We start from the raw sequence: 21,099 nt of genomic DNA on the forward strand, positions 1-21,099 counted from the left end.
ATAGCATCAATAGCAAACGCATAATGTACGCTGTGGGCGTTGTGCGCGTTTGTGCATGTTGCGCCCATGGACGATGACAATCCTATTGGAGACAGAGGCACCGATGGACAAAATTTGGCTGAAGTCGTACCCCCCTGGCGTCCCTGCCGAGATCAATCCCGACCAGTACACGTCGCTGGTGCACCTGCTGGAAGAATCCTTCCAGAAGTACGCGCAGAACAATGCGTACGTGTGCATGGACAAGTTCCTCACCTATGCCGAACTCGATGCGTGCTCGCAGCGCCTGGCCGGCTGGCTGCAAAGCCGCGGCATGGCCAAGGGCGCGCGCGTGGCCGTCATGATGCCGAACATTCTTCAGTACCCGATCGCGATCGCGGCCATCCTGCGCGCCGGCTACACCGTCGTCAACGTCAATCCGCTGTACACCCCACGCGAACTCGAACATCAACTAAAAGATTCGGGCAGCGAAGCGATCATCGTGCTCGAGAACTTCGCGCACACGGTGCAGCAAGTCCTGAAAAACACGCCGGTGCGCCACGTGGTCGTGGCCAGCATGGGCGAAATGCTCGGCGGTGCCAAGGGCATGCTGGTCAACTTCGTCGTGCGCAGCGTGAAAAAAATGGTGCCCGAATTCTCGCTGCCGAACATGGTGCGTTTCAAGGATGCGCTGGCGCAGGGCGGCAAGATGCCTTTCGCCAAGCCAACGATCACCCAGTCCGACATCGCCTTCCTGCAGTACACCGGCGGTACCACCGGCGTCTCGAAAGGCGCCACGCTCACGCACCGCAACGTGATCGCCAACGTGCTGCAGGCCGAAGCCTGGGCCGAACCGGCGAACTCGCAGCCGCCGCACGTCGAATTCCAGACCATCGTCTGCGCACTGCCGCTGTACCACATCTTCGCATTGACGGCCTGCGCCCTGTGGGGCATGCGCGCCGGCGCGCTGAACATCCTGATCCCGAACCCGCGCGACATCCCCGGCTTCATCAAGGAACTCGGCAAGTACAAAGTCAACATGCTGCCGGCGGTGAACACGCTGTACAACGCGCTGGTGAACCACCCCGACTTCGCCAGCCTCGACTTCTCGCAGCTGAAAACGGCGAACGGCGGCGGCATGGCGGTGCAGCAAGCCGTCAACGACAAGTGGAAACAGGTCACCGGCAAGAGTATCATCGAAGGTTATGGCCTGTCGGAAACTTCGCCAGTTGCCACCTGCAACCGCTCGGACGAAACCGGTTTTACCGGCAGCATCGGCTTGCCGGTGCCGTCGACCGACATTGCGATCCTGGACGACAACGGCAATCCGGTGGCGCTGGGCGAACCCGGAGAAATTGCGATCCGCGGGCCGCAGGTGATGGCGGGCTACTGGAACCGTCCGGACGAAACGGCCAAGGTCATGACCGCCGACGGTTTCTTCAAGTCGGGCGACATCGGCATCATGGACGAGCGCGGCTACGTGAAAATCGTCGACCGCAAGAAGGACATGATCCTGGTGTCGGGCTTTAACGTCTATCCGAACGAACTCGAAGGCGTGATCGCCGGCCATCCGGGCGTGCTCGAATGCGCCGTGGTCGGCGTGCCTGACGAGCACTCGGGCGAGGCGGTGAAAGTGTTCGTGGTGCGCAAGGACCCGGCGCTGACGGAGAGTGCGCTGATGGACTACTGCAAGGCGCAGTTCACCGGCTACAAGAAACCGAAGTACATCGAATTCCGCGACGAACTGCCGAAGACGAACGTCGGCAAGATCCTGCGGCGCGCGCTGCGCGACGAACAGCAGCAGAAGCAAAAGCAAGCAGCCTGACGCTGTAGCGCTACACAGCACGCGTCCGGCTGGCAAAGCCGCCCAGGTGATGGGCGGCTTTGCATTTTTATTGGACACACAGAGTTATAGAAGGCGAGGCATAGATGGACAAGTTTTGGCTCAAGTCGTACCAGGCTGGTGTACCGGCGGAAATCGACCCGACGCAGTACCGCTCCCTGACCCATTTGCTGGAAGAGTCGTTCCGCAAGTACGCCGGCCAGAATGCGTTCGCCTGCATGGACAAGACCATCACCTACGCCGAACTCGACCGCATGTCGGCGCGCATGGCGGCCTGGTTCCAGAGCCGCGGCCTGCAGCCGGGCGCGCGCATCGCGATCATGCTGCCGAACGTGCTGCAATACCCGGTGGCGATGGCGGCGGCGCTGCGCGGCGGCTACACCATCGTCAACGTCAACCCGCTGTACACCCCGCGTGAACTGCAGCACCAGTTGAAGGACTCGGGCGCCGAAGCGCTGGTGGTGCTGGAAAATTTTGCCCATACGGTGCAGCAGGTGATCGCCAACACCGGCGTGAAACATGTCGTCGTCGGCAGCATGGGCGATCTGCTCGGCGGCCTGAAGGGCACCATCGTCAACTTCGTCGTCCGCAAGGTCAAGAAGATGGTGCCGGCCTGGTCGTTGCCCGGTTCGACCGGTTTTAACAAGATGCTGGCCGAGGGTGCACGCCTTACCTTCAAGCCGGTCAAACTCGGCCACGACGACATCGCCTTTTTGCAGTACACCGGCGGCACTACGGGCGTCTCGAAAGGCGCCGTGCTCCTGCACCGCAACGTGCTGGCCAACGTGCTGCAGAACGAAGGCTGGTTCGGGCCGTCGCTGGCCGGCGTACCGGGCGGACAGCAGCTGCAATTCATGTGCGCGCTGCCGCTGTACCACATCTATGCGCTGACGGTCTGCGCCTTGCTCGGCATGCGCATGGGCGCGATGAACGTGCTGATCCCGAACCCGCGCGACATGGACGGCTTCATCAAGGAACTGGGCAAGTACCGCATCAACGTGTTCCCGGCCGTGAATACCTTGTATAACGGCCTGGTGAACCAGCCCGGCTTCGCCAAGCTGGACCACTCGAGCTATCTGCTGTGTCCGGGCGGCGGCATGGCGGTGCAGCAGGCGGTGGCCGACAAATGGCTGCACATGACCGGCACCCCGATCGTCGAAGGCTATGGCCTGTCCGAGACCTCGCCGGTGGTCACCGCCAACCGCTGCGACATCACCGATTTTACGGGGACCATCGGCCTGCCGCTGCCGTCGACCGAAGTTCTGATCGTCGACGAAACGGACAAACCTGTCCCCTTCGGCCAGTCCGGAGAAATCGCCGTGCGCGGCCCGCAGGTGATGGCCGGCTACTGGCAGCGCGACGACGAAACGGCCAAGGTCATGACGGCCGACGGCTTCATGAAGACCGGCGACATCGGCATCATGGACGAACGCGGCTACACGCGCATCGTCGACCGCAAGAAGGACATGATCCTGGTCTCGGGCTTCAACGTCTACCCGAACGAGGTCGAGAACGTCGTCGCCTCGCATCCGGGCGTGCTGGAAGTGGCTTGCGTCGGCGTGCCGGATAAACATTCGGGCGAGGCCGTGAAGCTGTATGTGGTCAAGAAGGATCCGGCGCTGACGGTGGACACCCTGATGGCCTTCTGCAAGGACGAGCTGACCGGCTATAAACGCCCGCGCATGATCGAGTTCCGCGATACGCTTCCTAAAACCAATGTCGGCAAGATCCTGCGCCGCGAACTGCGCGACGAGCAGCAAAGCGCCTGACGGCGCCTGGCCTGTGGCGCTTCCCGTAGGGTGGACACTTGTGTCCACGCGGATTGAACATACCGATAACGGCACAGGCATCAGCCCCACAGGCGAACGCAATCTCTTGCGGCTTCCGTTTCCACGAATCACCCGGTGATCCGCGTGGGCACAAGTGCCCACCCTACGAGGTTGTGAAAAAATCGCCATGCCTGCGTTGCACCGCCTTGCCGTACCCACGTACTGTCTTCGGCGGCGCGCCTTGCCCTGACGATTTTTTAACAACCTCTACGGTGCGCCGCTGCCGCAGGCGTGGTTTCCGTTCGCGCAGCTCCCGCGGACAGCCCCACTAACGTCTCACGGCTGGTATCCGATGTGTTAACTCGTTGACTCTTCCACACCTTTTTGCAACACTCAACTGGCTGTCGACTTGGGCCAGACGCGCCTCCCGCGCGCCACCATGGGTTGGCAGTTTCCCTTCTTGCGGAGCCAAGATGCGCGCCTGGTACCGAGTGTTGTCCTTCCTCTCTCTCTCACTGTGCGCCTGCGGCGCCGCGGGGCAAACGGTCGTCTCCGCGTTCTCGCCCGAGGGCGCCGTGAAAGGCGTGCGCCAGGTCACGGCGCGCTTCTCGAGCCAGATGGTCGCCTTCGGCGACCCGCGCGCCGCCGATCCCTTCAGCGCCGACTGCGCCGAGAAGGGAACCGGACGCTGGATCGACGGCTCCACCTGGAGCTATGACTTCGAACGCGACGTCCCCGGCGCCGTCGCCTGCACATTTACACTGCGTCCCGACGCGCGCGACCTCGCCGGCCAGCCGCTCGCCGGCAAGCGCGCCTTTGCCTTCAACACCGGCGGACCCTCGATCGTGCGCGCGCTGCCGCACGAGGGCAGCCAGCAAGTCGACGAGCAGCAGATCTTCCTGCTCGCGCTGGATGCGCCGGCCCGCACGAAAGACATCGAACACCATGCCTGGTGCCGCGCCGACGGCGTCAACGAAAAGATCGGCGTGCGCGTGCTGGCAGGGGAGGAGCGCGAGCGCGTGCTGGCGCAGCGGCGCGAGTTCGTCGACCGCCACCTGACCGTGTACTGGCGCGCGCGCGGCCGCACCTGGCAGGCCGCGCTGCCACTCAAGAACAAGCTGGACGACGGCTTCCCGATCGTCGCCCTGCAATGCCGCCGCACGCTGCCGGCCGACGTCGACCTCGCCCTGGTCTGGGGCAAGGGCATCGCCGCGCCGAACGGTGTTGCCGTCGACACCGACCAGACCCTGGCCTACCGCACGCGGCCCGACTTCAACCTGAGCCTGCGCTGCGAGCGCGTCAATGCGAAAGCCGGCTGCGTGCCCTTCCTGCCGGTGTCGGTCGACTTCAGGGCGCCGGTGGCGCTGGCCGAAGCGCGCAAGATCCATCTCGAGGGACCAGGCGGCAAGCGCTTCGCAGCGACCATCGGCGACGAGGGGAAGGGCGGCTTCGTCAGCGCGTTGACCTTCCCCGGACCCTTCCCCGAGCTGGCGACCTTGCAGCTGCGCTTGCCCGCCGGCTTGCAGGACGACGCCGGCCGCGCGCTGACGATTCGCAAACCGGGCGCGCTGGCGCTGCGCGTCGACCGCCAGCCACCGCTGGTCAAATTCTCGGCGCCGTTCGGCATCATCGAAGCGGGCGGCGACCGCCTGCTGCCGGTCACGGTGCGCAACGTCGAGGCCAGGCTGGCCACAAGCGTGCGCAGCAGCGGCGCCAGCCTGCGCCTCACGCAAGAGCAGGACGTGATGGCCTGGCTCGGCAAGCTCAACAGCTATGGCGGGGCTGTATCGACCCCGCCCGAACAGTCCGGCGCGGCGCTGCAACGACAGGTATTGGGGCCAAAGGCCGGCGGCGCCATCGAACGCTTCGCGCTGCCCAAGCCGAACGGACGGCGCGCCTTCGAGGTCGTCGGCATTCCGCTGCGCCAGCCGGGCTTCTACGTCGTCGAGCTGGCCAGCCCGCAGCTGGGCCGCGCCATCAACGACAAGGGGCGCACGGCGTATGTGCACACGACGGCGCTGGTGACCAACCTGACGGCGCATTTCAAGCACGGCGCCGAGTCCTCGCTGGTGTGGGTCACCTCGCTCGACAAGGGGCGGCCGGTGGCGCGCGCCCAGGTCGGCGTGCGCAACTGCGCCGGCAAGCTGCTGTGGAGCGGTGTCACCGATGCCAGCGGCGTGGCGCGCATCGCCCGGCCGCTGGCGCGCAGCGAATGCCGTAATGAAGGCGGCTACTTCGTCAGCGCGCGCAGCGGCGACGATTTTACGTTCACCCTGTCTGAATGGCAGCGCGGGATCGAGCCATGGCGCTTCAACCTGAACACGGAATCGCTGGACAAGGACAGCCGCCTCGTCGCCACCGTGTTCGACCGCACCCTGCTGCGCGCCGGCGAAACGGTCCACATGAAGCATTTCCTGCGCCGCCGCGTCGGCAGCGGCCTGGCGCTGGTGAACGCGCGCGACCCGGCGCCACGCAACGTGCCTTCGATGCTGGACCAGGACGCTGCTGCCGATAAAGCGCCGCGGCCGTCGAAAGGCGTGCTGGTGCACCAGGGCAGCGGCGACAAGGTCGCGTTTGACTTGACCTGGGATGCGGCCGGCCAGGCGCTTGGCGAATGGACGATTCCGCCGGAGAGTAGGCTGGGCCAGTACGACGTCGTCATCGGTGGCCAGGTGGCCGGCAGCTTCCGGGTCGAACAGTTCCGCGTGCCGACCATGAAGGCGGTGCTCAAGGGGCCGGCCGAACCCGCGGTGGCGCCGCGCAGCATCGTGCTCGACGCCCAGGTGAACTACCTGGCGGGCGGCCCGGCCGGCGGTGCGCCGGTCAAATTGCGCACGGTCTCGGAACCGGCCGCGCTGCGCTTCGCCGATTACGAGGGGTTCGCCTTTGCCGGCGGCGACGTCAAGGAAGGCGTCGAACAGGAAGGCGCGCAGGACAACGAGGGTTTCGAAGAGGATGGCGCCGAAGACGAAGCGCAGGGTGCCAGCGGCGAGGCCGCGCGCACCCAGAGCCTGACGCTCGACCGCGCCGGCGGCGCGCGCATGATCGTGCCCGACCTGCCGCAGCTGGACCAGCCACGCACCCTGCTGGCCGAGCTGACCTACCAGGACGCGAATGGCGAAACGCTGACGGCCTCCACCCGCGTGCCGCTGTGGCCGTCGCGCCTGGCCGTCGGCATCAAGCAGGGCAGCTGGTTGAGCGGGGATACCATGAAATTTCAGGTCGCCGTGCTCGACGTGAAGAGCAAACCGGTGGCGGGAACCCGGATTGACGTCGACGTGTTCCAGCGCGTGACCTGGTCGCACCGGCGGCGCCTGGTCGGCGGCTTTTATGCCTACGAAAACAGCAGCGAGATCAAGCGCATCGGCGCCGCCTGCGCCGGCACCAGCGATGCCCGCGGCCTGCTGCTGTGCGAACTGAAGGCGCCGGCCGAGGGCAACCTGATCCTGCGCGCCCGCGCCGTCGACCTTGATGGCCGCCCGAGCCTGGCGCGCAGCGATGTCTGGGTGGCCGGGCGCGGTGCGCAGTGGTTCGAGGCGTCCGACAACGACCGCATCGACCTGCTGCCCGTAAAACCGCGCTTCGAGCCGGGCGAGCGCGCCAGCTTCCAGTTGCGCATGCCCTTCCGCGCCGCCACGGTGCTGGTGACGGTCGAGCGTGAAGGCATCCTCGACACGTATCTACGGCGCGTCTCGGCGCAGGACCCGACCATCACCCTGCCGATCAAGGCGAGCTATGCGCCGAACGTGTTCGTTTCGGCGCTGGTGGTGCGCGGACGCGTGGTCGGCGTGCAGCCGAGCGCGCTGGTCGACCTCGGCAAGCCCGCCTATAAACTCGGCATCGCCCCGGTGCGGGTCGGCTGGGCGGCGCACGAATTGCAGGTGCAGGTCGCCAGCGACAAGCCGGTCTATAAAGTGCGCGAGCGCGCCGCGGTGCGTGTAAAGGTCACGCGCGCCGACGGCAAGCCGCTGCCCCCTGGCGCCGAGATCGCACTGGCCGCCGTCGACGTCGGCCTCTTGGAACTGAAACCGAACGACAGCTGGAAGCTGCTCGAGACGATGATGAGCGAGCGCGGCCTGCAGGTGGAAACATCGACCGCGCAAATGCAGGTCGTCGGCAAGCGTCACTTCGGCCGCAAGGCGGTTGCGCATGGCGGCGGCGGCGGGCAGGGCGCCGGCCGCGAACTGTTCGACACCCTGCTGCTGTGGCAGGGAAAAGTCAGGCTCGATGCCAGGGGAGAAGCGCAGGTAACGGTGCCGCTGAACGATTCGCTGACGGGTTTCCGCATTGTCGCCGTGGCCAGCGCCGGCGCCGGCTTGTTCGGCACCGGGTCGCTCGACGTGCGCAGCACACAGGACCTGATGCTGCTGTCCGGGCTGCCGCAGCTGGTGCGCGCCGGCGACCGCCTGCGCGCCGGTTTTACGGTCCGTAACGCCTCCGAGCGCGCGCAGCAGGTGCAACTGGCGGCGCAGCTGACGGCAGATGCGGGTGCGCCGCGGTCCCTCGCCGCGCAGACGGTCACGCTCGATGCAGGCGCATCGCGCGAGCTGTTCTGGGACCTAACAGTGCCGCAGGCGCAAGCACTGCGCTGGCAGGTCGATGCGAAGAGCGGATCAGCGAGCGACAGCATCCGCATCGTGCAAAAGGTCGGCGCCGCGGTGCCGTTGCGTACGCTGCAGGCGACCCTGCTCCAATTGGACGGGCCAAAGGCGATGCAGGTCGAGCGGCCGCCTGACGCGCTGCCCGGCTACGGCGGCGTGCGTACGACCTTCAGCCCGCGCCTGGGCGGCAGCCTCGCCGGCGTGCGCGACTACATGGCGGCCTATCCGTATTCCTGTTTCGAGCAGCGCACTTCGCGCGCGGTGGCGCTGCGCGACGAGAAGGAGTGGATCCAGGTCGCGGCGACCCTGCCGGCCCACCTCGACGGCGACGGCATGGTCAAATATTTTGCGTCGATGTTGGAGGGCAGCGACAGCCTCACGGCCTACATCCTGTCGGTGACGGCGGAAGCCGGCTTCGCCATGGCGCCGGAAGCGCGCGAACGCATGCAGGCCGGGCTGATCGCCTTTGTCGAAGGAAAAATCGTGCGCGGCAGCGGCCTGCGCACGGGCGAACTGGCGGTGCGCAAGCTGGCCGCGCTGGAAGCGCTGTCCCGCATCGAACCGGTGCGCCAGGACTGGCTGCAATCGTTCACGGTCGAACCGACCCTGTGGCCGACGTCCGCCGTCATCGACTGGTACCTGGTGCTGCAACGTTCGCCCGCGCTGGAGCGGCGCGACAGCCTGCTGGCCCAGGCGCAGCAGATCCTGCGCGCGCGCCTGAACCTGCAAGGCACGACGATGGGCTTTTCTACCGAGCGCAGCGACGACTGGTGGTGGCTGATGGCTTCGCCGGACGTGAACGCCAACCGCCTGCTGCTGGCCATGCTGGACCATCCGGCCTGGCAGGGCGACATGGGCCGCCTCGCGCGCGGCACGCTGGGACGCCAGCAGAAGGGCCACTGGAGCACGACCCTGGCCAATGCCTGGGGCACGCTGGCGCTGGAAAAATTCTCGGCGAAGTTCGAAGCGCAGCCCGTCACCGGCACCAGCAGCGCCGTGCTGGCAAGCGTCGCCAAACCCGGCAAACCCGCCAGCTGGACTGGCACGGTACCGAACAGCGTGCTGCAAGCCTGGCCCGAGGGCCGCGCCCAGCTGACGCTGCGTCACGAAGGCGGCGGCAAGCCGTGGGCCACCGTGCAGAGCCTGGCGGCCGTGCCATTGAAGGCGCCGCTGTCCTCGGGTTACCGCATCGCGCGCGGCGTCACCCCGGTCGAGCAGGCCAGGGCGGGCAGCTGGGCGCGCGGCGACGTGTACCGTGTAAAACTCGACCTGGAGGCGCAGGCCGACATGAGCTGGGTCGTGGTCGACGATCCGATTCCGGCCAGCGCCAGCATCCTCGGCACCGGTCTTGGACGCGACGCGCAGATCGCCACGCGCGGGGAAGCACGGCGCGGCTGGGTGCAGCCGGACTATGAAGAACGGACCCAGGGCGCCTTCCGCGCCTATTATTCCTGGGTCCCGAAAGGGATGTGGAGCATCGAATACACGGTGCGCCTGAATAACGAAGGCAGTTTCAATTTGCCGCCGACGCGGGTCGAAGCGATGTACAGCCCCGAGATGTTCGGCGAAGCGCCGAATGCGGTGGTCGTGGTGGGGCGCTGATGCCGACCTTGCTGCGGCCTGTGCTGTTGGCGGCGTGCGTTTTGGCCAGCGCGGCCGTCGGGGCCGCCGTGCCGACCCCGGCCCAGGTGCAGGCCGCCTGGCGCACATCCGACGCCCGGCTGCTCGACCGCCACGGCGTGCCGATCGATGCCGTGCGCGTCGACATGCGCGTACGGCGCCTGGCCTGGACGCCGCTGGCCGAGATCTCGCCGGCGCTGGGCGCGGCGGTGCTGCAGGCCGAGGACCAGCGCTTCATGCAGCACGGCGGCGTCGACCTGCGCGCCGCCGGCCAGGCCGCCTGGGACAACCTGTTTCGCGAACGTCCACGCGGCGCGTCGACCATCACGATGCAACTGGCTGGCCTGCTCGACGCCGAACTGCGCGCCGGCGGTGGCGGACGCTCGTGGACACAGAAGTGGAACCAGGCGCTGGCCGCGCGCGAGATCGAGGCCGGCTGGAGCAAGCGCCAAATCCTCGAGGCTTACCTGAACCTGGCCTCTTTTCGCGGCGAGCTGCAGGGCGTGCGCGCAGCATCGACCGCGCTGTTCGGCAAGCTGCCATCTGGACTGGACCAGGCCGAATCAAATATCCTGGCCGCGCTCCTGCGCGCACCCGGCGCCGCGCCGCGGGCAGTGGCGCGGCGCGCCTGCGCGCTGGCGCTGGAACTCAAATCGCAGGCGACGTGCGCCAGCATCGAATGGCAAACCGAGGTGGCCCTGGGCCGGCCGCTGGCGCAGCCGCAGCAGCCCCTGGCGCGCCAGGCCGCGCGCAGGCTGCTGGGCGAGGCCGGCCTGTCCGGCCGCAGTACGCTCGACGCCGGCCTGCAGCGTTTTACATTGGAATCCTTGCGCCGCCACCTGCGCGCACTGGCCGGGCGCAATGCCGGCGATGGCGCAGTGATCGTGATCGACAACGCCAGCGGAGAATTGCTGGCTTATGTCGGCAATGCCGGCAACAGCGAAGTCGACGGCGTGCTGGCGCTGCGCCAGGCCGGTTCGACCCTGAAGCCCTTCCTGTACGAGCTGGCGCTGGAACGGCGTCTGTTGACGGCGGCTTCGCTGCTCGACGACAGCCCGGTCGACGTCGCCGCCGGCGCCGGCATGTACGTGCCGCAGAATTACGACCGCCAGTTCAAGGGCTATGCCAGCGTGCGCACCAGCCTGGCCAGCTCGCTGAACATTCCGGCCGTGCGCACGCTGCTGCTGACGGGCCTGGAGCGCTTTTACGAGCGCCTGCAGGCGCTCGGCCTGGACTCGCTGACGCAGGACGCGCAATTCTACGGCCCTTCGCTGGCGCTCGGCTCGGCCGACGTGTCGCTGCTGGAACTGGCCAACGCGTATCGGACGCTGGCGAACGGCGGCTTGATGGGACCGGTTACCCTGCGCCCGCGTGCGCCGCAGGCCGGGCAGCGCGTGTTAGATGCCGGCGCCAGCTTCATCGTCGGCGACATCTTGTCCGACCGCGGCGCGCGCAGCCCGACCTTCGGCCTGCGCAGCGAGCTGGCCACCGCCTACTGGAGCGCCGTCAAAACCGGGACCAGCAAGGACATGCGCGACAACTGGTGCCTGGGGTATTCGGACCGCTACACGGTCGGCGTCTGGGTCGGCAATTTCGATGGACAGCCGATGTGGGACGTGTCCGGCGTCTCCGGCGCGGCCCCGGTCTGGCGCGACGTGATGGATTACCTGCACCGCGACCGGCCCGGCCGGCAGGGCGCGGCGCCGCGCGCGCTGCTGCGGCGCGAGGTGCGTTTTATTCCGGCGCACGAGCCGCCGCGGCCCGAATGGTTCCTGGCCGGGACCGAGAGCGCGGTGGTGGAGGCGGTGCCGGCCGTGCGGCGCGCGCCGCGCATCGTGTATCCGCTCGACGGCAGCATCATTGCGCTCGATCCGGACATCCCGGCGCAGCAGGAGCGCATCGTGCTGCGCGCGCAGGCCGGGACTGGCCTGCGCTGGCGCATCGACGGCGCCGATGCCGGCGCGGCGGACGCGGCGCTCGCCTGGCGCCCGCTGGCGGGCGAACACCGGCTCGAACTGGTCGGGGAGGACGGCAAGGCGGTCGCCGTCAGCCGCTTCGAGGTGCGCGGCAATCGCCGGCCCGATGGCGAGGACGGGTAGGATCTATTCGAGCGCCGCCGCGCCGCGCCGCTCGGCCACTTCCTGCAGCACGGCATGCACGTGCTCCAGGTTCGCCGGTTTCGTCAGGTGCGCATCGAAGCCGGCGGCCGACGAGCGCTCGCGGTCTTCGCGCGCGCCCCAGCCGGTGAGGGCGACCAGGGTCGCCTGCGCCATGCCGTCGATGCGGCGCAGCGCCTGGGCGACGTCGTGGCCGCTCTGGTCGGGCAGGCCGATGTCGAGGAAGACCACGTCCGGGCGCAGCCGCGCCGCCGCCGCCAGCGCCGCGCCGCCGTCGTGCGCGACCTCCACCGCGTGCCCGTTCATTTCCAGCAGCGCGCACAGCATGTGCGCGGCGTCGACGTTGTCGTCGACCACGAGGATGTTCAGTCCCGGCGTGGCCGGCAGGCTGACCGCCGCCGCAGCCGCTGCGGCGGGCGCACTGTCCGCGCTGTCCGCGGCCGACAGCGATCCGCACGGCAGCACCACGGTAAAACAGCTGCCCTGCTTCAGGCCCGCGCTGTGCGCGCTCACGCGCCCGCCATGCAGCTCGACCAGGCGCTTGACCAGGTTCAGGCCGACGCCCAGGCCGCCCTGGGCCATGGCGGCGCCATCCTGCGCCTGCGCATACATGTCGAAGATCAGCGGCAGCATCTCGGGGGCGATGCCGATGCCGTTATCCAGCACGCTCAGCACGGCCTCGCCGCCGAGCAGCTGCGCGCGCACCGTGATCTGGCCGCCGGCCGGCGTGTATTTCGCCGCATTGTTGACCAGGTTGTTGAGCACTTGCGCGATACGGTGGCGGTCGACGTGCAGCAGCACCGGCTGGTCCGGCAGTGCGAGCGCGAGCCGGTGCGCGCCGGCGGTCACCAGCGGCATGCTCATCTCGACCGCGTCCTTGACCACGTCGGCCAGCGCCACGTGGCTGCGGCGCAGCTCGACCTTGCCCTCGGACAGGCGCGCCATGTCGAGCAGGTCGTCGACCAGGTGCACCATGTGGTCGACCTGGCGCTTGATCATGCCCTGCACCTTGCCCGACTGCGCCGCCGACGGATTCACGCGCATCAGCTCCAGGCCGGTGCGAATCGGCGCCAGCGGGTTGCGCAATTCGTGCGCGAGCGTGTACAGGAACTCGCTTTGCATGCGGTTCTTCTTTTGCAGTTCCTCCTCGGCTTCGGTGCGCGCATGCACGTCGGTGACGGTGCCGACATAGCCGTTCAATTTCCCATCGTCGCCGTAGCGCGGCGTGCCGGCATCGATGAACCAGCGGTAGGCACCGTCATGGCGGCGCAGGCGGTAGTCGATACTGAACGGCGTTCCTCCCGCAACAGCGTCCAGGAAGGTATCGCGCGTGCGCGGCAAGTCGTCCGGATGCACGTTCTCGAGCCAGCCCAGGCCGCGGTCCTGCTCCCAGCTGCGCCCGGTGTATTCGTACCAGCGCCGGCTCAGGTAGGTGCACAGGTTGTTTTCGTCGGTGGTCCACAGCATGACCGGCGCCACGTCGACCAGCGTATGGAAGTAGGACTCGCGCATGGCCGAGGCCTGCAGCTGCTGGCGCCGTTCGCGGCCCAGCTGCACCTGGCGCTGCACGCGCGCCAGCAATTCGGCGGCGGCGAAGGGTTTGACGAGGTAGTCGTCGGCCCCGGCTTGCAGGCCTTCGACCTTGGCTTCTTCGCCGGCGCGCGCCGACAGCAGCATCACCGGCAGGTCACGCAGCGTGGCGTGCGCACGGATTTGGGCGATCAGGCCGAAGCCGTCGAGCTTGGGCATCATCACGTCGCTCAGCAGCAGGTCGGGCGGGTCGCGCAGCAGCAGTTCAAACGCCGCTTCGCCATCGGCGCAGGCCGTCACCTCGGCATGCGGATCGAGCAGCGCTTTCAGATAGGCGCGCATGTCGTTGTTGTCGTCGGCGATCAGGATGCGCGGCAGCGGGGCGGCCGGCAGCAGCAGGGTGCCGGCCGGCGCCGTACGTGTGCTCGCAGACGCTTCTTCGTCGGGCAGCCAGCGCAGCGCTTCCTCGACGAAGGCGGCGCCCATGCGCTGCGCCAGTACAGGTTCGGCAGCGGCGGCGTCGACGATCCGTTCTTCGGGCAGGTGCGCGTGGCCGAAGGGCAGGTCGACGTCGAAGCGGGTGCCTTGTCCTTCGACGCTGTGCACGGCGATGCTGCCGCCATGCAGGCGCACCAGCTCCTGGATCAGCGCCAGGCCGATGCCGGTGCCTTCGTAGGTGCGGCCGGGCGTGCCTTCGATGCGGTGAAAGCGCTCGAACACGCGCGGCAGTTCGGCTGCCGGAATGCCGCTGCCGGTGTCAACCACCGACAGGCGCGCCATGCCCGCGTGCCGATGCAGGGCGATGGAAACGCTGCCTTCAAGCGTGAACTTGAAGGCGTTCGACAGCAAATTAAAAACGATCTTTTCCCACATGTCGCGGTCGACCCAGACCGGCTCGCCCGGGTCTTGCAAATCGACCTCGTAGCGCAGGCCGCCCTTGGCCATGGCCGATTCGAACACGCTGGCGAGATCGGCGGTGAGGCGCGCCAGGTCGGTCGCGACATAGGTCGCCTGTACCCGGCCCGCTTCGATGCGCGAAAAATCGAGCAGCGAATTCACCAGCTTCAGCAGGCGCAGCGCGTTGCGGTGGGTGAGGTCGACGCGCTTGCGCTGCACCGGCCCGAGCGGTTCATTCAGGTCGGCCAGGGCATCGTCGAGCGGCCCCAGGATCAGCGTCAACGGCGTGCGGAATTCGTGCGAGACGTTGGAAAAGAAGGCGGTCTTGGCGCGGTCGATCTGCGCCAGTTCCTCGGCGCGGCGCTGCTCCTTTTCGTAGGCGACGACGTTGCCGACGGCGGTGTTCAGGGCGGCGCCGAGCAGGTCGTAGTAGCCGAGGTAGTCGGCATCGAGCGCGCGCGCGGCGCTCACGCCTGCGACGGCGAAGCCGAACAGGGCCTGCTCGCCGGGCAGGGCGATCGGCAGCACCAGCGCGGAATCCGGCGCCGCCGCATAGCCGCCGCAAGGCACGGCGCCGAAGCGCGGCGCCAGGCCATCGATGCGCTGCGCCGTGCCAAACTGCGCGCTGCGTGCAAAAGGCCAGCAGGCGTCGTCCAGGTCGAGACTCGCCGGCGCCAGCGCCGGGTGGGCATCGAGGCCGACGCTGCTGCACAGTTCCAGCTTGCCATCGCCGTCGATCCGGTAGACCAGCAGGAAGGGCAGGTCCAGCGCCATGTTGGCGTGCTGGGCGGCGATGCCGCGCCCGATCTCGTCCAGGGTGCGGGCGTCGGCGATGTCGACGCTCAGGTCGCGTAAACCATGCGTGCGGCGCGCATTCAGTACCGTCGCGGTCGACTCGGTGATCGGGTGGAAGATGCCGCCGACTTCACCCGACTCGTCGCGGATCGGCGAAAACGAGAAGGTCATGAAGGCTTCCTCGAGATAGCCGAGGCGGTCGAGGAACATGCGCTGGTCCTTGATGTAGGCGCCCTCTCCCTTATGGGCGCGGTCGAAGGCGTCGCCCACCACCGGCAGCGCGCTGGCCCAGATCTCCTTGAACGGCGCACCCATCGCCTGCGGATGCAGGTCGCCGCAGATCGGGCGGTAGGCGTCGTTGTAGATCTGGATGTCGTCCGGGCCCCAGGCAACCAGGATCGGGAAGGTCGAGGACAGGCACAGGCTGACCGAGGTGCGCAGGCTCTGCGGCCAGTCCTGCAGCGGGCCGAGCGGCGTTGTCGACCAGTCCATCGCGCGGATCAGCGCCCCCATTTCACCGCCGCCGGCAAGCCAGCCGAGGTCGTCGTTTACGGCCGGTGAGGAGGGAAATGGGGACATGGCAAGCAGACTTAATTGAAAGAAATAACGGAAATTAGCAGCACATTCTATGCTAACTCAGCAATATTTATCGACATTGTCAAAATATCGTTGTACCGTGAGTAACAAGCGGCGCCGTGGCTGGCGGGTTGCGGCTCAGCCGCGCCGGATCCGGGGCGAGCCGTTCGCGACGGCAAAGACGGCCGCCTGCGACTGGCCGCTGCGCGCATCGCGCACGTCGTCGAGCGCCATGAAGCGCGCCTGCGCCGCTTGCGGCGTCAGCTCGACCAGCATGTAGCCGCGCCGGTCGCTGCGCCCGTACAGCATGTGCGGATTGCGCTCGACGTTTTCCTGCGTGCGCGCCTGCGGCCGCGAACTCGAGGTGACCGAGGTACCGCACAACTCCGCGGCGACGACCGGATTCGCGCGCGAGACCGGGCGGTTGAAATCGCGCCGCAATTCGCTCGCATAAAAGGTGTGCACGTCGCCGGCCAGCACCAGCGGATTGTTCGCACCGCTGCGCACCAGCGTATCGAGCAAACGCCGGCGCGCCGCCGGATAGCCATCCCAGCCATCGGTCCAGAAGCGGCCATCGTCGGGCGCGCGCACCGGCACCCCGCTCGACTGCGCCAGCGGCGTCTGCTGGGCCAGGATGTTCCACTGTGCGCGCGAGGACGCCAGCCCCTGCGCCAGCCAGGCTTCCTGTTCGCTGCCCAGCATCGTGCGCCGTGGGTCGCGCAGTTCGGCGCAGGCGCGCGCCAGCACCACGTTCGAGCCGCCGCGTCCCGGTTTCGAACAGGGCAGCGGTGAGCGGTACTGGCGGTTGTCGAGCACGTGGAAGCGCGCCAGCCGTCCCCAGTCATGGCGCTGGTACATGCGCATGGCGCCGAAGCGGCCGGGGCGCGGCGCGACCAGGCGCAGCGGCATGTGTTCATAAAACGCCTGGTAAGCCGCGGCGCGCCGTGCGGCGAAGTCGTTTGATAAACGCTCGTCGACGTCGCCGGCGTAATCATTGGCGACTTCGTGGTCGTCCCAGGTCACGATCCAGGGCGCGGCGCGGTGCGCGCTTTGCAGGTCCGGGTCGCTCTTGTATTGCGCATAGCGCGCGCGGTACTGCGCCAGCGTGAACGACTCGTCGCTGCGAATCGCGCGTTGCGGATGGCGCAGTTGATAGGGTCCCCACTCATAGATGTAGTCGCCCAGGAAGGCGACCAGGTCGGGCGCGGCGGCGGCAATGTGGCGGTGCGCGGCGTAGTGGCCGAATTCCCAGTGCTGGCAGGAGGCGACCGCCAGTTTCAACGATCCGGGCAGCGTGTCGGCGGCCGGCGCGGTGCGCGTGCGGCCGATTGGGCTGACGGCGTCGCCCAGCATGAAGCGGTACCAGTACCAGCGCGCGGGCCGCAATCCTGTCGCATCGACGTGCACGCTGTGCGCCAGGTCGGGCGACGCCACCGCGCTGCCCTGCGCCACCACTTTACGGAAGGCCTCGTCTTCGGCCACTTCCCAGCGCACGCTCAAGGCGATCGCGGAAACCGATGCTGCGTTGAGCGGATCGGGCAGGATGCGGGTCCAGAGGATGACCGAATGCGGCAGCGGCGAGCCGGAAGCGACGCCGAGCGAGAAGGGATACGTCGTGCCCGCGGCGGCGGCACCGAAAGCAGCGCCGCCCGTCGCCGCGGCCGCCAGGCGCGCCGCGTCGAGCAGGAAGCTGCGGCGCGTTTCCTTCACTGATGCGAGATCAGCGATTCGATCGGCGGCAACTGGCGCGGCTTGCGGTCGGGGCCGGTGGCGACATAGGTCAGCGTCGCCTCGGTGACTTTGACGATGTTCGACTGCAGGCGGTTGCGTTCGGCATACACCTCGACATACACGGTGATCGAGGTATTGCCTACCTTGACGATATCGGCGTAAAACGACAGCAGGTCGCCGACGAACACCGGGTTCTTGAACAGGAAGGAATTCACCGCGATGGTGGCGACGCGGCCATTGGCGCGGCGCGTGGCCGGCAGCGAACCGGCGATGTCGACCTGGGCCATGATCCAGCCGCCGAAGACGTCGCCATACACGTTCGCATCAGGCGGGCCCGGCATCACACGCAGTTGCGGCATTTTTCCTTCCGGCAGGCGGTTGGTCATCATGTCGCTGTTGGTGGGAGCGGTGTTTTCTGGCGTGGTCATCTTGAATTCTCGTGAAAAGCTACAATCGTCCCGAATTGAACCATAGATCCCGGATCCCTGCCATGCGACGCTCTTCCACCAGTCCTCCTCCGCCGCCCGACGGTTTCAAGCGGCAGCGTACGGACTGGGCCACCCTGAAAACCCTGTTCCCTTACCTGTGGGTGTACAAATGGCGCGTGATCGCCGCGCTCGGCGCGCTGATCGGCGCCAAGATGGCCAACGTCGGCGTGCCGCTGGTGCTGAAACAACTGATCGACCAGCTGGCGATCGACCCTGCGCACCCGCAGGCGCTGCTGGTGCTGCCGCTGGGCGCATTGGTGGCCTACGGCTTGCTGCGCCTGTCGACCACGGTGTTTACCGAGCTGCGCGAATTCCTGTTCGCCCGCGTGACGCAGCGCGCGGTACGCACCATCGCCTTGCGCGTGTTCCGCCACCTGCATGCGCTCTCGCTGCGCTTTCACCTGAACCGCCAGACCGGCGGCATGACGCGCGATATCGAACGCGGCACGCGCGGCGTGAATTCGCTGATCTCGTACTCGCTGTTCAACGTGCTGCCGACCCTGGTCGAGATCACGCTGGTGCTGGGCTACCTGGTGTTCAACTACGACAAGTGGTTCAGCATCATCACCGCGGTGGCGCTGGTCACCTACATCACGTTTACGGTCGTGGTCACGGAGTGGAGAACGCACTTCCGCCGCACGATGAACGACCTCGACTCGAAAGCCAACACCAAGGCGATCGACTCGCTGATCAACTACGAGACCGTCAAATACTTCGGCAACGAGGATTACGAAGCCAAACGCTACGACCAGGGGCTGCAAAGCTACGAGAATGCCGCGGTGCGTTCGCAGACTTCGCTGTCGGTGCTGAACACGGGCCAGTCGCTGATCATCGCCACCGCCGTCACTCTGATCCTGTGGCGCGCCACCGAGGGCGTGATCGCCGGCACGATGACGCTGGGCGACCTGGTGCTGGTGAACTCGTTCATGATCCAGCTGTATATCCCCTTGAATTTCCTGGGCGTGATCTATCGCGAAATAAAACAGGCGCTGGCCGACATGGAGCGCTTGTTCGGCCTGCTCGACCAGAACCGCGAAGTGGCCGATGCGACCGATGCGCAGCCGCTGGCCACGCGCGGCGCCAGCGTGGCGTTCTCGCACGTCGAGTTCAGCTACGAAGCCAAGCGCCAGATCCTGTTCGACGTCGATTTTACGATTCCCGCCGGGACCACCACCGCTGTGGTGGGGCACAGCGGTTCCGGCAAGTCGACCCTGTCGCGCCTGCTATTCCGGTTTTATGACGTGAACAAGGGCGCGATCAGCATCGATGGCCAGGACATCCGCCACGTCACCCAAGCCTCGCTGCGCGCGTCGATCGGCATCGTGCCGCAGGATACGGTGCTGTTCAACGACACCATCGAATACAACATCGCCTATGGCCGCCCGGGCGCCAGCCACGCGGATATCGTCGCCGCGGCGCGCGCCGCCTCGATCCACGATTTCATTGAAAGCCTGCCGGACGGGTATGCGACCATGGTCGGCGAACGGGGCTTGAAACTGTCGGGCGGGGAGAAGCAGCGGGTGGCGATCGCACGCACCTTGCTGAAGAATCCGGCAATCCTGATCTTCGACGAGGCGACCTCGGCGCTCGATTCGAAGTCGGAGCAGGCGATCCAGGCGCAGTTGAAGGAGATCGCGAAGAACCGCACCACGCTGGTGATCGCGCACCGCCTGTCGACGATCGCCGATGCGCAGCAGATCATCGTGCTCGACCACGGCCGGATCGTCGAGCGCGGCACGCATGGCAGCCTGCTCGCGGCGCAAGGGCTGTATGCGCAGATGTGGGAGCGCCAGCAGGCGCGGCCGGATGAAGAGTTGGCGAGTCCGCCGTTGGAGTTGCAGGGGGAGTGATTGACGGCTGTGACGCTGTTGCGTGAGGCGTTATCGGTTCGTTTGATCCGCGTGGGCGGAGCCCACCCTAGGATCACCGCCAACAACGAGATCATACGCAACCCGGATAAGTAGCGTGTCGTGCAGGGTGGGCTCCGCCCACGCGGATTCAACCCACCACGAACCGGTCACGCAACAGCGCCACGCACCGTTGCGAATGACATCAATACGTACTAAACATCTTCTGGATATCGCGCGTATTGGTCGTCTTGGTCAAGGCCAGCATCAGCAGGATGCGCGCCTTTTGCGGCGACAGGTTATCGCCCGCCACGAAGTCGAGCTCGTCGTCGTTCGCCTCGCCATTCCTTGCCACGATGCCCTGGCCGACGCGCGCCGAACGCACGATGATGACGCCCTTCTTGCGCGCGCTTGATAAGGCAGGGCGCACCTTGGCCGGCAGCGAGCCGTTACCGACACCCGCATGAATCAAACCCTTGGCGCCCGCCGCCACCAGCGCCTCGACGGCGACCGGACCGACGTTCGCGTGCGCATAGGCGATCTCCACCTGCGGCAGCATCGACAGGCCCATCACGTCGAATTCCGTCTCGACCGTGTGCTTGCGCGTCGCCGTGCGATAGAAATACGGCTTGCCGCCCTGGATGTAGCCGAGCATGCCCAGTTCCGACGCCTTGAAGGTGTCGGTCGTGGTGGTGTTGGTCTTGCTGACGTCACGCGCGCCGTTGATCTGGTCGTTCATCGCGACCAGCACGCCGCGGCCGACCGCCTCTTGCGAGCCGGCCAGCATCACCGCGTTGTACAGGTTGATCGGGCCGTCGGCCGACAGCGCGGTCGATGGCCGCATCGAACCGACCACCACGACCGGCTTTTTACTTTTCACGACCAGGTTCAGGAAGTAGGCGGTTTCTTCCAGCGTATCGGTGCCGTGGGTGATGACGATGCCGTCCACGGTCGGTTGCGCCAGCAGGGTATTCACACGCTTGGCCAGTGCCAGCCAGTGCTCGTTGCCCATGTTTTCGCTGGCGATCTGGAACACCTGCTCGCCGCTGACATTCGCGATCTTCGTCATCTCGGGCACCGCCTGGATCAGCGCCTGCACGCCGACGGTGGCGGCCGTGTAGCCGACGGTGGTGGTGCTGGTGGCGCCGGTGCCGGCGATGGTGCCGCCGGTGGCGAGGATGGTCACGTTCGGCAGTTTGACGGCGGCGGCCTGGGTCTGCGCCTGTGCGGCGAAGGCAAGGCACATCAGAAACCCGAACAGCGCAGTGGCCGAGCGGGCGGTTTTCTGGAACAGCATATACATCTCCTT

Annotated in this window: 9 protein-coding genes; 5 read left to right on the top strand and 4 right to left on the bottom strand. The window is 67.0% G+C overall.

Annotation, left to right across the window (positions count from 1 at the left end; genetic code table 11):
• Positions 1-103 precede the first annotated feature (103 nt).
• The 4 genes from AC56LG_RS23635 to pbpC all read left to right on the top strand — a co-directional run bounded on the left by AC56LG_RS23635 (position 104) and on the right by pbpC (position 11,908).
• On the top strand, positions 104-1,801 hold the full coding sequence (locus AC56LG_RS23635) for a long-chain fatty acid--CoA ligase (RefSeq protein ID WP_497168481.1): 1,698 nt from the start codon (positions 104-106) through the stop codon (positions 1,799-1,801).
• Between the two features lie 104 nt (positions 1,802-1,905).
• A complete protein-coding gene (locus tag AC56LG_RS23640; protein WP_497168482.1) occupies positions 1,906-3,588 on the top strand; it encodes a long-chain-fatty-acid--CoA ligase in 1,683 nt (560 codons plus the stop codon).
• A gap of 473 nt (positions 3,589-4,061) precedes the next feature.
• Entirely contained in the window at positions 4,062-9,791 is a 5,730-nt protein-coding gene (locus AC56LG_RS23645) for an alpha-2-macroglobulin family protein (protein ID WP_497168483.1), read from the top strand.
• Positions 9,791-11,908, top strand: coding sequence for a penicillin-binding protein 1C (gene pbpC / locus AC56LG_RS23650; protein WP_497168484.1), 2,118 nt, complete (start codon positions 9,791-9,793; stop codon positions 11,906-11,908). Before AC56LG_RS23645 ends, pbpC begins: the two co-directional genes overlap by 1 nt.
• A gap of 3 nt (positions 11,909-11,911) precedes the next feature.
• On the opposite strand, the gene AC56LG_RS23655 is transcribed toward pbpC, so the two are convergent.
• The 3 genes from AC56LG_RS23655 to AC56LG_RS23665 form a co-directional block, all read right to left on the bottom strand.
• The gene (locus AC56LG_RS23655) at positions 11,912-15,727 is read right to left on the bottom strand and encodes an ATP-binding protein (protein ID WP_497168485.1); all 3,816 of its coding nucleotides are present in this window, start codon (positions 15,725-15,727) and stop codon (positions 11,912-11,914) included.
• Between the two features lie 135 nt (positions 15,728-15,862).
• Positions 15,863-17,434: an alkaline phosphatase D family protein gene (locus tag AC56LG_RS23660; protein WP_497168486.1), complete on the bottom strand. Its 1,572-nt coding sequence runs from the start codon at positions 17,432-17,434 to the stop codon at positions 15,863-15,865.
• Complete coding sequence (locus tag AC56LG_RS23665) at positions 17,431-17,883, bottom strand: acyl-CoA thioesterase (RefSeq protein WP_497168487.1); 453 nt, start codon at positions 17,881-17,883, stop codon at positions 17,431-17,433. The genes AC56LG_RS23660 and AC56LG_RS23665 overlap by 4 nt, the downstream gene beginning before the upstream one ends.
• Before the next feature lie 62 nt (positions 17,884-17,945).
• On the opposite strand from AC56LG_RS23665, the gene AC56LG_RS23670 reads away from it, so the two are divergent.
• The gene (locus tag AC56LG_RS23670; RefSeq protein ID WP_497168488.1) at positions 17,946-19,793 is read left to right on the top strand and encodes an ABCB family ABC transporter ATP-binding protein/permease; all 1,848 of its coding nucleotides are present in this window, start codon (positions 17,946-17,948) and stop codon (positions 19,791-19,793) included.
• A 202-nt stretch (positions 19,794-19,995) separates the two neighbouring features.
• Here AC56LG_RS23670 and AC56LG_RS23675 read toward each other — a convergent pair whose 3' ends face one another.
• Positions 19,996-21,087, bottom strand: coding sequence for a type II asparaginase (locus AC56LG_RS23675; RefSeq protein WP_497168489.1), 1,092 nt, complete (start codon positions 21,085-21,087; stop codon positions 19,996-19,998).
• Between the last annotated feature and the right edge of the window lie 12 nt (positions 21,088-21,099).

The sequence above is a fragment of the Telluria sp. ZB2R32 genome, assembly GCF_059685715.1.